At 72.4% G+C, this 13418-nt stretch carries 9 protein-coding genes; all 9 read right to left on the bottom strand.

Features of this window, described 5'->3' with window-relative positions:
- Nucleotides 1-7: 7 nt before the first annotated feature.
- The 9 genes from AB0E77_RS08995 to AB0E77_RS09035 all read right to left on the bottom strand — a co-directional run bounded on the left by AB0E77_RS08995 (nucleotide 8) and on the right by AB0E77_RS09035 (nucleotide 13326).
- Nucleotides 8-970 (bottom strand): sugar phosphate isomerase/epimerase family protein, encoded by a 963-nt coding sequence (locus tag AB0E77_RS08995; RefSeq protein WP_361567685.1) that lies wholly within the window; start codon nucleotides 968-970, stop codon nucleotides 8-10.
- A complete protein-coding gene (locus AB0E77_RS09000) occupies nucleotides 967-2040 on the bottom strand; it encodes an SCO3242 family prenyltransferase (RefSeq protein WP_361567688.1) in 1074 nt (357 codons plus the stop codon). Before AB0E77_RS09000 ends, AB0E77_RS08995 begins: the two co-directional genes overlap by 4 nt.
- Nucleotides 2037-3245, bottom strand: coding sequence for an inositol-3-phosphate synthase (locus AB0E77_RS09005; protein ID WP_361567690.1), 1209 nt, complete (start codon nucleotides 3243-3245; stop codon nucleotides 2037-2039). The genes AB0E77_RS09000 and AB0E77_RS09005 overlap by 4 nt, the downstream gene beginning before the upstream one ends.
- 150 nt (nucleotides 3246-3395) lie before the next feature.
- Nucleotides 3396-7103 carry a ThuA domain-containing protein gene (locus tag AB0E77_RS09010; protein WP_361567693.1) on the bottom strand — a complete coding sequence of 1236 codons (3708 nt, stop codon included), beginning with the start codon at nucleotides 7101-7103 and terminating at the stop codon, nucleotides 3396-3398.
- Nucleotides 7104-7363: 260 nt separating this feature from the next.
- The gene (locus AB0E77_RS09015) at nucleotides 7364-8362 is read right to left on the bottom strand and encodes a sugar phosphate isomerase/epimerase family protein (RefSeq protein ID WP_361567696.1); all 999 of its coding nucleotides are present in this window, start codon (nucleotides 8360-8362) and stop codon (nucleotides 7364-7366) included.
- 11 nt (nucleotides 8363-8373) lie between these two features.
- Nucleotides 8374-9645 (bottom strand): Gfo/Idh/MocA family oxidoreductase, encoded by a 1272-nt coding sequence (locus AB0E77_RS09020; RefSeq protein WP_361567699.1) that lies wholly within the window; start codon nucleotides 9643-9645, stop codon nucleotides 8374-8376.
- 86 nt (nucleotides 9646-9731) lie between these two features.
- Nucleotides 9732-10775, bottom strand: coding sequence for a substrate-binding domain-containing protein (locus AB0E77_RS09025; protein ID WP_361567701.1), 1044 nt, complete (start codon nucleotides 10773-10775; stop codon nucleotides 9732-9734).
- A gap of 17 nt (nucleotides 10776-10792) precedes the next feature.
- Nucleotides 10793-11812 (bottom strand): ABC transporter permease, encoded by a 1020-nt coding sequence (locus AB0E77_RS09030; RefSeq protein WP_361567703.1) that lies wholly within the window; start codon nucleotides 11810-11812, stop codon nucleotides 10793-10795.
- Nucleotides 11809-13326: a sugar ABC transporter ATP-binding protein gene (locus tag AB0E77_RS09035; protein ID WP_361567705.1), complete on the bottom strand. Its 1518-nt coding sequence runs from the start codon at nucleotides 13324-13326 to the stop codon at nucleotides 11809-11811. Before AB0E77_RS09035 ends, AB0E77_RS09030 begins: the two co-directional genes overlap by 4 nt.
- Nucleotides 13327-13418 lie beyond the last annotated feature (92 nt).

Raw genomic sequence — 13418 nt, forward strand, 5'->3', positions numbered from 1 at the left:
GCTCCCTTCAGAGGGTGGCGGAGGGCTCGCCCCGGTGGTTCGTGGAGCGGGACGCCGCTGCCGCGGCCCGGCGGAGGAACGGGAGGGAGTGTTCGGCGAAGTGGGGCCCCGCATGGGAGTGGCGGGGCAGTTCGACGACGGTCAGGCCCTGGTAGCCGGTGGCGGCGAGGGCCTCGAGGACGGGCGGGAAGTCGATCTCGCCGTCTCCGAGCGGGAGGTGTTCGTGGACGCCGCGGCGCATGTCCTCGATCTGCACGTGCCGCAGCCAGGGAGCGGCCTCGCGTACGCAGTCGGCGGGCGGGAGGGGTTCGAGGCACTGGCAGTGGCCGAGGTCCAGGGTGAGGCCGAGGTTCTCGGGGTCGCCGAGGGTGCGGCGCAGGACGTGGAAGTCGGCGAGGGTCGCGAGGAGGTGGCCCGGTTCGGGTTCGACGGCCAGGGGCACTCCGGCCTGGTCGGCGGCGTCCAGGACCGGGGTGAGGGACTCGGCGAGCCGCTTCCAGGCCGTGTCCTCGTCCGTGCCGGGCGGGGTGATGCCGCTGAAGCAGTGCACGGCGTGCGCTCCGAGGCCGGCGGCGACCCGGACGGCCCGCACGAGGAGGTCGGCGCGGCGGGCGCGGCCCTCCGGGTCCGGGTCGAGCAGGGACGGACCGTGCTTGCGGCGCGGGTCGAGCACATAGCGGGCGCCCGTCTCCACCGTGACGCCCAGCCCGAGGGCGTCCAGCCGCTGTGCGACCCGGCGGGTGCGGGCGGCGAGGTCGGGGGCGAGGGGGTCGAGGTGCATGTGGTCGAGGGTCAGTCCGACGCCGTCGTAGCCGAGGTCGGCGAGGAGTCCGAGGGCGTCGTCCAGGCGGAGGTCGGTGAGCCCGTTGGTGCCGTAGCCGAAGCGGAGGGAGAGCGGAGAGGCCCCGTCCGGGCCCGCGTTCCCGTCGGCCGGCACCGGGGTCGTTCCCGGATTCGATGTCCGGCTCATGTGACGCTCACCTTCCTCATGCCGGCCCTCCTCGCGAACAGCCGGCCGGCCGGGACGAGGGCGGCGACCAGGAGGGACGTGACCGTCGCACCGGAGCGGGCGGCGAGGGCGGCCTGGAGCGGGACCGTGGCGCGGATACCGCCTCCGACGGCGCGTTGGGTGAGCGGGGGTGAGGGGTTGAGCGCGGCGTGGAAGTAGGGGCGTGCCGCGGCGGCCGCGTAGGCGGCACCGAGGACGGTGGTGAGGACGCCGTCGGTCCCGGTCGGGCGCCGGGCCGGGGTGGAGCCCGGCAGGCCGGGGGCGGCTGCTGCCCGCCGGCCTGCCGGGAGTCGGGTGCGGCGGTGGGTGATCAGCCGCATCAGCGCGCCCGTCGTGGCGAGGGCCGCCAGTGGGGCCAGGACCGAACCGCCGGTGGTCTCGCGGCGGGAGACGGCCGTGACCGCGAGGGTGTGCGTGCCCAGCAGCGCCGCGGAGGGCAGCGCGGCGCGGGTGCCGCCGCCGGTGGCCGCGGCGCCCAGGAGCAGGTCCAGCCCGCGTGCGGCGGCCATGGCCGCGGGCCCGGCGGGCGTGTGCTTCAGGGCGAGGTCGTAGGCCCAGACGGTTGCCGCGAGAGGCGCCGCCACGGCGAGGGCGGGCCGCCCCGCGCCCGCGGCCAGTGCCAGCCCGGCGCCGGTGAGGGCACCGGCGGCGGCGAGGGCGGCGGCCGGGCGGATGCGGCCGGACGGGATCGGGCGGTGCGGGCGCTCCTCGGCGTCCTCGACGCGGTCCGCCCAGTCGTTCAGGGCCATGCCGGCTTCGTACAGGCACAGGGAGGATCCGATGGCGAGCAGCGTGCGGGGCCTGGGGCGCGCGCCGGCCGCGGCGGCGCCGGCCAGGGCGTCGCCGGGGACGGTGAACAGGGCGGGCAGCCGGAGCAGTTCCGCCCAGACGTCGGCGCGGCCGGTGCCGGGGTGGCAGGTGCCGGGGGCCGCTTCTTCGGATGCGGTCGCGGCGACGAACGGACCGCCGCCGGTCCCCACCGGTCCGGCGGGCGCGGACACGCCCCGCGCCGTGGCGACCGGGCGGCTCATCGCCGCGCCCCTCGGTCGTCCGCGCAGTCCGCCCCGTCCGCGCCCTCCACCCCGTCCCGCAGCCGCTCGGCGAAGCGCACCAGCTCCGCGTACTGCTCGGCCAGGGACGACGGGCCCTCCCCCACCGGGTCCTTGAAGTAGAAGCCCAGTGCGCCCAGCGGGCCGGTCAGGCCCTTCTGCCGGGCGCGGGCGGTCAGCCGGGCCAGGTCCAGGACGAGCGGCGCGGCGAGCGCCGAGTCGCAGCCCTGCCAGGTGGTCTGGAGGATCATGCGGGCGCCGAGGAAGCCGTCGAAGGCGACGTGGTCCCAGGCCGTCTTCCAGTCCCCCAGCGCGGGGACGTCGTCGATGTGGACCTCGCCCTCGGGTGCCGCGCCGAGGGTGTCGGCGAGGACGCGTTCCTTGCCGGCGTTCTTGGCCGCGGCCGCCGCGGGGTCGGCGAGGGCGGCACCGTCGCCGCCGCCCAGCAGGTTGGTGCCGGACCAGGCACGCACGGCGAGGGCCCGCTGCGCGAACATCGGCCCGAGCACGGAGCGCAGCAGGGTCTGGCCGGTCTTGCCGTCGCGGCCCGCGTAGGGCACGCCGGAGGACCCGGCGAGCGGGGCCAGCGCGGGGTGGTGCAGGCCCGTGGAGGGGGTGAAGTTGACGTAGGGGCAGCCGGCGCGCAGGGCGGCCGCGGCGTAGAGGGAGCTGGGCGGCAGGGAGCCGTCGGTGGGGGCCGGCTCGGTGGAGGCGACGTTGATCACGACGGCTCCGGCGAGGCCCTGGCGGTCGACGAAGTCACGGATGTCGGCCGCGAACACGTCGATCCACTCGTCCTGGGTGCGGCCGGGGCCGCCGTCGCTGTCGCCCGGCAGCGGTCCGCCGGGCCGTATCTCCCGGTCGGCGGCGGCGAGTTCGGCGTGGACGGCGGCGGGCAGGCCGTGCGGCAGGACGCCTCCGGCGGCGAGGTGCTCGGCGCGTTTGGGCAGCGGGCAGTCGACAGTGTCGTGGCCCCCGAAGACGAGGGACGCCAGCGGCGGCAGTCCGCACGAGGGGAAGCCGGGAGCCTCGGTGACCATGCCGGTCGGCGGGTGCAGCCCGGCGGCGACGGCGGCGCAGCCCGCGATCGCGGTCGTGGCCACGGAACCGCGTGCCCCGATGAGCCAGACGCCGAGGCGGGGGTACGTCGAGGGGGTCGGGGTGGGAAGGGACGGTTCGGCGGACATGGGCAGCCTCCTTGTCGTACGCGAACCGGGTGGGAGTGCCGGAGGGGGACGAGCGGGGTTCCGGGCGCGGGCCCGGGGGTGACGGCGGGCGGAGATCCGGCGTCCTCCGCCCGCCGCCGTTCGGGTCGCCCCCTCAGGGGCGGGTGCGCCCTACTCGGACAGTTCCTTCAGCTGGATGTTGCGGAAGGAGACCTGGTCGTCGGCGCCGTGGTTCTGCAGGCCGATGTAGCCGTCGGTCAGGCTCCGCTCGGGGTCCTTGTTGGTGAAGTCGTTGATCTTGACTCCGTTGAGGAACACCTGAAGGCGTTCGCCCTGGACCTTGATCTCGTAGGAGTTCCACTGGCCGGGCGGCCGCAGCACCTGGTCACGGGCTTTGGTGTTCGCCGCCTTGAAGGTGTAGATCGCACCCGTGGTGCGGTCCACGGCGTCCGTGGCGTCGATCTGGATCTCGTAGCCCTTGTTCACCGCGGACCAGGGGTCGTCGGAGGCCGGGAAGCCCACGAAGACGCCGGAGTTGTCGTCGCCCTGCATCTTCCAGTCGAGCTTGAGGGAGTACGACTTCAGCTCCTTGGCCTGGTACCAGAGCAGGCCCATGCCGCCCTCGGACTCCAGGGTGCCGTCCTTGACGTTGAACTTCCCGGGGCCGGCCTGCTTCCAGCCCTCCAGGGTCTGGCCGTTGAAGATCTCCCGGTAGCCCTTGGCCGGCTTGCAGTCCGCCTTGGCCAGTCCGGTGGCGTACTGGAGGCCGCCGAGCAGGTGGGCGCGGAAGGCCTCGTCGGCGTAGGACTCCTTGGTGTGGCCGAGGCCGGTGTAGAAGGAGCGGCCGCCCTCGTAGGTCTGGCACCAGGCGATCGGGTGGTCGCCCTTCATGTTCCCGCCCTGGTAGGTGGTCTCGTCGAGGGTGGCGAGGACCTTGGCCTGCTCACGCGGGTTGGTGCGGTAGTTGTACAGCTCGTCGGTGTGCTCCCAGGTCTCGCCCAGGTGGGCGGTGGCCGGGTGGGCGTGGTCCTCGACGCGCACGGTGGCCTTCTGGATGGCCGGGTGGGAGTCGAAGTAGGCGCCGACGAGGCCGCCGTAGAACTTCCAGTCGTACTCGGTGTCGGCCGCGGCGTGGATGCCCATGTAGCCGCCGCCGTCGGCGACGTAGTTCTCGAACGCCTTCTGCTGGTCGGCGCTCAGGACGTCACCCGTGGTGGACAGGAAGGCGACGGCGTCGTACTTGGCGAGGTTGGCCGTGGTGAACTGCCCGGCCTCCTCGGTCGCGTCGACCGTGATGCCGGCCGGGGCGCCGAGCTCCTTCAGGGCCGCGATGCCGGCCGGGATGGAGTCGTGGCGGAAGCCGGCGGTCCTGGAGAAGACCAGGGCTTTCTTGCCGGCCTTGAACGGCTCCTTGGAGAACTCGAAGTCGTCGATGTCGAACAGCGCGCCCTCGCCGCCCTTGAAGACCAGGTAGACGTCAGTGGTCTTCTTGGGCAGGGCTCGCAGTGGCACGTCGACGTTCTGGAAGGTCTCCCAGCTGCCGGTCGGCGGGATGTAGGCCGAGCCGTGGAGCGGGCCGGTGGGCGAGCCGGTGCGCACCTCGACGAATCCGCCGGTGCCGCCGGAGGAGGCCCGTACCGTCAGCTTCTTCTGCCCGTCGAACTTGTAGGGGCTGAAGGAGATCCAGTCGCCGTCGTTGATGTCGCCGACGGTCTTGCCGCCGTTGGCACCGGTCTTGTCGATCGGTGACACGCCCTGCTGGGTGGTGAAGTGCTCGGCCTGGCGGTGCGGGGGCTGGATCACGGTGCGGGCGGTGCCGGTCAGGGCCTCCTGGCCGTTCGCCCCGCCGTCGGTGTAGCTGGCGCCGACGACGCCGTAGATGTTGGCATTGGGGTCGTGTCCGCCGTCGCCCGGCGGCGGGGTGAGGGTGCCCTCACAGCCCATCTCACTGGTCAGCTCGTGGGCGTGGGAGTCGTGGCCGAGGCTGTAGGCGACCTTGACCTTGGAGCAGTCGACCGTCTCCTCGGGGTCGGTGACCTTCACCTTGAAGGGGATGGGCCGGCCCATGGGCAGCAGGGTGCCGTTGCCGGGAGTCTCGATCGTCACCTTGGGCTCGGTGTTGCCGACCACGATCCGGACGCTGGCGTGGCCGGTGTTGCCCTCGGGGTCCTCGGCGGTGAAGGTCGCGGAGTAGGTGCCGGCCTTCTTGTACTTGTGGGTGGGGGTGAGCCCCTCGCCGGTGGTGCCGTCGCCGAAGTCCCAGCCGTAGGTGAGGTCCGGGGAGTCGGCGTCCTTGGCGGAACCGGTGAAGGCGACCTTCAGACCGGCGGCGCCGGACGTCTTGTCGGCGCTCACCTCGGCGATCGGGGAGAAGCCGTCCGCGGCGTTCTCGATCCGGTAGAGCGCGGAGTCCTTGTCGCCCTGGAACCAGGACAGCCCGTAGTCGAGGACGTAGAGCGCGCCGTCGGGGCCGAACTCCATGTCCATGATCTGGGTGCCGGTCCACGGGAAGTCGTTGATCTTCGCGACCGAGCCGTCCTCGGTCTGCTCGATCCGCTTGATCCAGCGGCGGCCGAACTCGCCGGCGAAGAAGTCGCCGTCGTACTCCTCGGGGAACTTCACCTTGGAGTCGAGGTCGGGGTCGTAGCGGTAGACCGGTCCGCCCATCGGGGACTCGGAGCCGCTGCCGAACTCGGGTACGGAGTCGTCGTCGTACGGGATCCAGGCAGCCTGCGCGGGCGGCAGGTCGACGAGGCCGGTGTTGTGCGGCGAGGTGTTCTTCGGGGCCGCGCAGTCGAAGGTCTCGCCGGAGGTGCCGGTGGCGAAGTCGTAGTCGACGTACGGGTCGTTGTCGCCGGTGCAGAACGGCCAGCCGAAGTTGGCGGCCTTGGTGACCTTGGCGAACTCGACCTGTCCCGCCGGGCCCCGCTTCGGGTCGGCGGCGCCGGCGTCGGGGCCGTAGTCACCGACGTAGACGGTGCCGGTCTTCTTGTCGACGCTGATGCGGAACGGGTTGCGGAAGCCCATCGCGTAGATCTCGGGCCGGGTCTTCTCGGTGCCCGGCGCGAAGAGGTTGCCCTCGGGGATGGTGTAGGAGCCGTCCTCGGCGACCTTGATGCGCAGGATCTTGCCGCGCAGGTCGTTGGTGTTGCCGGCGCTGCGGCGGGCGTCGAAGGCCGGGTTGCGGTCCGGGCGTTCGTCGATCGGCGTGTAGCCGTCGGAGGCGAACGGGTTGGTGTCGTCGCCGGTGGAGAGGTACAGGTTGCCGGCGGCGTCGAAGGCGATGTCGCCGCCGACGTGGCAGCAGGTGCCGCGGGAGGCCGCGACGTCCAGGACCTTCTTCTCGCTGGCCATGTCCAGCGTGCCGTTGGCGTTCAGGACGAAGCGGGAGAGGCGGTTGACGCCGTCGAACTTCTTGAAGTCCTCGGCGGTGCCGGTCTCGGGGGCGTCGCCCGCGGGGGTGTCGAGCGGCGGGGCGTAGTAGAGGTAGATCGCCCGGTTGTTCTTGAAGTCCGGGTCGATGCCGACGCCCTGCAGGCCCTCCTCGTCGTGGTTGTAGACGGGGATCTTGCCGGCGACCTTGGTGACGCCGCCCTGGTCGGTGAGGCGGAGCGTGCCGTCGCGGGCGGTGTGCAGGACGCTGCGGTCCGGGAGGACGGCGAGCGACATCGGCTCGCCCATCTCGGGCTCGCCCTTGGCGAGCGGTACCTGCTGGAACTGCCCCTCTGCGGCCGCCGGCGCGTCGTCGTGCTCCGGGTGGGCGCCGGCGACCGTCGCCGGGGTGGCCACCGCGAGGGCGAGGCCGGTGATCAGGGCGAGGGTGGTGCGAAGTCGGGGCCGCCTCGTGGTGTCGGTGCCTTTGAGTCTGCTTCTGTGCACGAAGTCCCTCCGGGAACGGAATGGGCCGTACGGAACGGGTGCGAAGAGATGCGGTGCGGGCGCCGGGGTGCGCCGTCACCCCGGAGGCGTGTGTGTCCTGAACACTTCAGGGACGGTAGCTGTGTTCGTCCTGTGCGAACACCCCTTGGACCACGGGTAGTTGAACTTTTACCCGGCACAGGACAAAGCAGGGTCCGGGCAGGCCGGGCCGGGGGCCGGCAGTGCACCAGTCCCCGTCCCGGCCACGCCGGACGTGTGGGTCAGCTGTTGAACGCGGCGTCGAAGGACGCGCTGGGCGGCTCGAAGTCGAAGGCCCTGAGCCGGGTGAGGGCCTCGGGGGCGCCCTGGAGCCGGTCCATGCCGGCGTCCTCCCACTCGACGGAGACGGGCCCCTGGTAGTCGATGGAGCGCAGCATCCGGAAGACGTCCTCCCAGGGGACGTCGCCGTGTCCGGCGGACACGAAGTCCCAGCCGCGCCGCGGGTCGCCCCACGGCAGGTGGGAGCCGAGGCGGCCGTTGCGGCCGTCGAGGCGCCTGCGGGCCTCCTTGCAGTCGACGTGGTAGATCCGGTCCCGGAAGTCCCACAGGAAGCCGACCGGGTCGAGGTCCTGCCACACGAAGTGCGAGGGGTCGAAGTTGAGCCCGAACGCGGGCCGGTGGTCCACCGCCTCCAGGGCCCGCTGCGTGGTCCAGTAGTCGTACGCGATCTCGCTGGGGTGGACCTCGTGCGCGAACCGCACGCCCTCGGCGTCGAAGACGTCCAGGATCGGGTTCCAGCGGTCCGCGAAGTCCTGGTAGCCGCGTTCGATCATCGACTCGGGCGCCGGCGGGAACATGGCGACCAGATGCCAGATGGCGGACCCGGTGAAGCCGATGACGGTGTCGACGCCGAAGCGGGCGGCGGCGCGCGCGGTGTCCTTGATCTCCGCGGCGGCACGCTGCCGTACTCCCTCCGCGTCGCCGTCGCCCCAGATCCGGGCGGGCAGGATGGCCTGGTGGCGTTCGTCGATGATGGCGTCGCAGACGGCCTGCCCGACGAGGTGGTTGGAGATCGCCCAGCACTTCAGGCCGTACTTGTCGAGCAACTGGTGCCGGGAGTCCACGTAGGACGGGTCCGCGAGGGCCTTGTCGACCTCGAAGTGGTCGCCCCAGCAGGCGAGTTCGAGGCCGTCGTAGCCGAAGTCGCGGGCGAGCCGGCAGACCTCCTCCAGGGGCAGGTCGGCCCACTGCCCGGTGAACAGCGTGAAGTTGCGCGGCACTTCTGGCCTCCTCAGACGGCCGTCGGCGTGATGGCGACGGGGGTGTACACGGAGTTCTTCTCGGCGCTCTCCTCCACGGCCGCGAGCACGCGCTGCACCTGCAGCCCGTCGGCGAAGGAGGGGTCGGGGCGGCGGCCCTCGGCGACCGCGTGGACGAGGTCGCGTGCCTGGTGGACGAAGGTGTGCTCGTAGCCGAGGCCGTGGCCCGGCGGCCACCAGGCGTTGAGGTAGGGGTGCTCGGGCTCGGTGACCAGGATGCGGCGGAAACCGGCGTGCTCCCCCGGCTCGGTGGCGTCGTGGTAGGTCAGCTCGTTGAGCCGCTCCAGGTCGAAGGCGAGCGAGCCGCGCTCCCCGTTGAGCTCGATGCGCAGGGCGTTCTTGCGGCCGGTGGCGTACCGGGTGGCTTCGAAGGAGGCGAGGGCGCCGGAGGCGAAGCGGCCGGTGAACACGGCGGCGTCGTCCACGGTGACCTCTCCCGTGCCGGCCGCCGACGCGGCGGACAGGCCCCGCGCCGCACCGCCGGGCAGGGGCCGCTCCCGCACGAAGGTCTCGGTGAGGGCGGAGACACCGGCCAGCCGCTCGCCGGTCAGGTACTGGGCGAGGTCGACGATGTGCGCGCCCAGGTCGCCGAGCGAGCCGGAGCCGGCCTGTTCCTTGCGCAGTCGCCAGGTCAGCGGGGCCTGCGGGTCCGCCAGCCAGTCCTGGAGGTACGTCACCCGCACGTGCCGCAGCCGGCCGACGCGGCCCTCGGCGACCATGCGCCGGGCCAGCGCGGTGGCGGGCACCCGCCGGTAGTTGAAGCCCACCATGGCCAGCTGGCCGCGCGCGCCCGCCTCCTCGGCGGCCCGGGTCATCGCCTCCGCCTCGGCGACGGTGTTGGCCAGCGGCTTCTCGCACAGGACGTGCTTGCCGGCGGCGAGCGCGGCCAGCGCGATCTCGGCGTGGCTGTCGCCGGGGGTGCAGATGTCGACGAGGTCGATGTCGTCCCGTTCCACCAGGGTCCGCCAGTCGGTCTCGGTGCTCGCCCAGCCGTGCCGGTCGGCCGCCGTGCGGACGGCGTCGGCGTCCCGGCCGCAGATGGCGGTCATAACCGGGTTCAGCGGCAGGTCGAAGACCCGGCCCGCGGTGCGCCAGCCCTGGGAGTGGGCGGCGCCCATGAAGGCGTAGCCGACCATGCCGACGCGCAGCGGCGGTCTGGACGCGGACGCCCCCGTGGCCGTGCTCCCGGTACCGGTGGCTTCCGGCTCCGCCCCTGCCCCCTCGGGCTGCTGCGGCTGTCCCATGCGGATGTCCTCCTCGTCGTGGTGGCGCGGTGGGGGGTGGGCCCCGCCCCGGCCGGCTGGTCAGGCCGGGGCCGGGGCGGTGGGCCTCACTTGAAGCCGGTGGACATGTACTGGTCCACGTTCTCCTTGTCGACGACGGCCGAGTAGCAGGTGACCGTCGAGGGGATCTCGAACTCGGCGAGTCCGCCGATCCCCTTGCCCTGCCCGAGGGCGCGGGCCAGGTCGATCGCGGAGGCGGCCATGGTCGGCGGGTACAGCACGGTCGCCTTCAGGACGCCGCTGTCCGCCTTGATGGCCTGGAAGGCGGAGAGCGCCCCGGCGCCGCCGACCATCAGGAAGTCGTCGCGGCCCGCCTGCTCGATGGCGCGCAGCGCGCCCACGCCCTGGTCGTCGTCGTGGTTCCACAGCGCGTCGAACTGCGACTGGGCCTGGAGCAGCTGGGCCATCTTGGCCTGGCCGGACTCGACGGTGAACTCAGCGGCCTGGCGGGCCACCTTCTTGATGTTCGGGTAGTTCTTCAGGCCGTCGTCGAAGCCCTTGGTGCGCTGCTGGGTCAGCTCCAGGTTGTCCAGTCCGGCCAGCTCGATGACCTTGGCGTCCGGCTTGTCCTTGAGCTTCTCGCCGATGTAGTGGGCGGCGTTGAGGCCCATGCCGTAGTTGTCGCCGCCGATCCAGCAGCGGTAGGCCTGGGGGCTGTTGAAGATGCGGTCGAGGTTGACGACGGGGATGCCGGCGCGCATCGCCTTCAGTCCGACCTGGGTGAGTGCCTTGCCGTCGGCGGGCAGCACCACGAGGACGTCGACCTTCTTGTTGATCAGGGTCTCGATCTGGCCGATCTGGGCGGCCGTGTCGTTGGAGCCCTCGGTGATCTCCAGGGTGACGTCCGAGTACTTCTCGGCGCGCTTCTTGGCCTGGTCGTTGATGGCGTTGAGCCAGCCGTGGTCGGCCTGGGGGCCGGCGTAGCCGATGGTGACGGGCTTGCCCGGCTTGTCGGCGGCGGCCGGCTGGTCGTTGGCGGCCGGCTTGTCGTCGTCGCTCTCGTTGCTCGTGCAGCCGGTGAGGAAGGCACCGGCGGAGACGGCGGCGGCTCCGAAGAGCAGTCCTCTGCGACTCGCGTTGAGTTGCTGCATGGTGGCGAACCCTTTCCTCAGGTCGTGCTCGCGGTACGGCGCTGGACCAGGACGGCGGCGACGATGATCGCTCCCTTGGCGATCTGCTGGACTGCGGTCTCGAGGTTGTTCAGGGCGAAGATGTTCGTGATCGTGGTGAAGATGAGGACGCCGAGCACGGAGCCGACGATGGTGCCGCGGCCTCCGGTGAGGAGCGTGCCGCCGATGATGGCGGCGGCGATGGCGTCGAGTTCGTAGAGGTTGCCGTTGGTGTTCTGGCCGGAGCCGGCCAGGACGATCAGCAGGAAGGCGGCGATGCCGCAGCACAGCCCGGACAGCAGGTAGAGGTAGAGCCGCTGGCGGCGGACGTCGATGCCGGCGAGCCGGGCGGCCTCCGCGTTGCCGCCGACGGCGACGGTGCGGCGTCCGAAGGTGGTCCGGTTGAGCAGCAGCCAGCCGATGACGGTGACGGCAGCGAACACCAGGACCAGCGGCGGGATGCCGAGCACGTAGGAGTCGCGTTCGCCGAGGTCCAGGACGCTGGGGACGGTCACGACCTGGGTGCGCCCGTCGGTGATCTGGAGGGCGAGGCCGCGGGCCGAGGCCAGCATGGCGAGGGTGGCGATGAAGGGCACCATCTGGCCGAACGCGATGAGCACGCCGTTGACCAGTCCGCAGCCCACGCCGACGACGACCGCGGTGAACAGGATGCCGGCGAAGCCGTACTCCTGGGTGGCGACGGTGGTCGCCCACACCGAGGAGAGGGCGACGATGGCGCCGACGGACAGGTCGATGCCGCCGGAGACGATCACGAAGGTCATGCCGACGGTGACGACGCCGATCACGGAGGCCTGGGTGAGCACCAGTTGCAGGTTGCGGGTGTCGAGGAACGCGTCGGGCTGGGTGATGCCGCCGATGAGGACCAGGACGGCGAGCACGCCGAGCAGGGAGAGCGTGCGCAGGTCGGCGCGGGCCGTCAGGCTCCGCCAGGCGGGCGGACCGTCCACCGGTGCCGCCTTGCCGGTGCCGCCCCGTGGCGGGGACACGTGCTGCGTCATGACGCCGGGCTTCCTTCCATCACGAGGTCGAGTACGCGGTGTTCGTCGAGTTCGCGGGCGGGGGCCTCGTGCACGACGTGGCCCTCGCGCAGTACCAGCACGCGGTCGGCGAGGCCGAGCACCTCGGGCACCTCGCTGGAGACCAGCAGGACGGCGAGGCCCTCGTCGGCGAGGCGGCGGATGACCGCGTAGAGCTCGGCGCGGGCGCCGACGTCGACGCCGCGGGTGGGTTCGTCCAGGAGCAGGACCCGGCAGCCGCGCAGCAGCCAGCGGGCGAGGACGGCCTTCTGCTGGTTGCCGCCGGACAGGGTGCGCACGGGCACGGACGGGTTGTCGGGCCTGAGCGACAGTTCGCGGGTGGCCGCGCGAGCCGCCCCCAGTTCGGCGCCGCGGTCGATCCAGCCTGCGCGCGCGAAGCGGGACATGGCGGAGACCGACACGTTACGGGTGACGGACTCCAGCATCAGCAGGCCCTGCGCCTTGCGTTCCTCGGGGGCGAGCCCGAGTCCGGCGCGGACGGCGGCGCGTACGCTGCCGGGACGCAGGGGACGGCCGTCCACGAGGACCTGTCCGGCGCTCGGCCTGCGCGCCCCGTAGACGGTCTCCAGGATCTCGGAGCGGCCGGAGCCGACCAGTCCGGCCAGGCCGACGATCTCGCCGGGCCGCAGGTCCAGGTCGAGCGGGGCGAACTCGCCGTCGCGGGCGAGGCCGCGCACGCTCAGTATCGGTTCCGCAACCGGGGGCGCGGTCGGCCGGTCGGGGAAGACGTACTCGACGTTGCGTCCCGTCATCAGCGCCACCACGTCGCGGGTGGGGGTCGACTTGGCGGGCAGCCCGCCGGCGACGGCCCGGCCGTCCTTCAGGACGGTGACCCGGTCGCCGATGCGGCGGATCTCCTCGAGACGGTGCGAGATGTAGACGACGGCGACGCCGTCGGCGGTGAGGTCGGCGACGATGCGGAAGAGGTTGTCGACCTCGTCCGGGTCGAGGGCGGCGGACGGCTCGTCCATCACGATGAGCCGGACGTCGTGGGAGAGCGCCCGGGCCATGGACACGATCTGCTGCTGTGCCGCCGACAGTTCGCCGACCAGCCGCCCGGGATCGACCTCCGGGTGCCCGAGCCGCTGGAGCAGCCGGGCGGTCGACGCCCTGGCCGCGCGTCCGCGCACCACGAATCCGGCGGCGGTCGGCTCGTGGCCGAGGTGGACGTTCTCGGCGACCGACAGATGTTCCACCAGGTCGAGTTCCTGGTAGATGGTGGCGATGCCGAGGCGCATGGCCGCGATCGGGGAGCGCAGGGTGACGTCCTCGCCGCGCCAGCGGATGGTGCCGGTGTCGGGCTGGTGGGCGCCGGCGAGGACCTTGATGAGGGTGGACTTGCCGGCCCCGTTCTGGCCGAGCAGGCAGTGCACCTCGCCGGCCTGGACGTCGAGGTCGACGCCGTCGAGGGCCCGGACTCCGGGGAACGACTTGGTGATGCCGGACATGCTGAGCAGCGGTGGTTCTGGTGCCATGTGAGGTCCCCTCGGCGGGCGTACGGGCCGGTGTCAGGGCAGAGCAGGGCAGGACAGGGGCGGATCTGGGCAGGGCGGGGCCGAGCGCTGTG

The organism is Streptomyces sp. NPDC032940 (assembly GCF_040636935.1).
In the GTDB taxonomy this organism is placed as follows: domain Bacteria; phylum Actinomycetota; class Actinomycetes; order Streptomycetales; family Streptomycetaceae; genus Streptomyces.

Bases quoted from the DNA above. Each gene is read 5' to 3' on its own strand.
- AB0E77_RS09020 (WP_361567699.1), bottom strand. From the start codon at position 9,645: ATGGGACAGCCGCAGCAGCCCGAGGGGGCAGGGGCGGAGCCGGAAGCC.
- AB0E77_RS09005 (WP_361567690.1), bottom strand. From the start codon at position 3,245: ATGTCCGCCGAACCGTCCCTTCCCACCCCGACCCCCTCGACGTACCCC.
- AB0E77_RS09000 (WP_361567688.1), bottom strand. From the start codon at position 2,040: ATGAGCCGCCCGGTCGCCACGGCGCGGGGCGTGTCCGCGCCCGCCGGA.
- AB0E77_RS09030 (WP_361567703.1), bottom strand. From the start codon at position 11,812: ATGACGCAGCACGTGTCCCCGCCACGGGGCGGCACCGGCAAGGCGGCA.
- AB0E77_RS09025 (WP_361567701.1), bottom strand. From the start codon at position 10,775: ATGCAGCAACTCAACGCGAGTCGCAGAGGACTGCTCTTCGGAGCCGCC.
- AB0E77_RS08995 (WP_361567685.1), bottom strand. From the start codon at position 970: ATGAGCCGGACATCGAATCCGGGAACGACCCCGGTGCCGGCCGACGGG.
- AB0E77_RS09035 (WP_361567705.1), bottom strand. From the start codon at position 13,326: ATGGCACCAGAACCACCGCTGCTCAGCATGTCCGGCATCACCAAGTCG.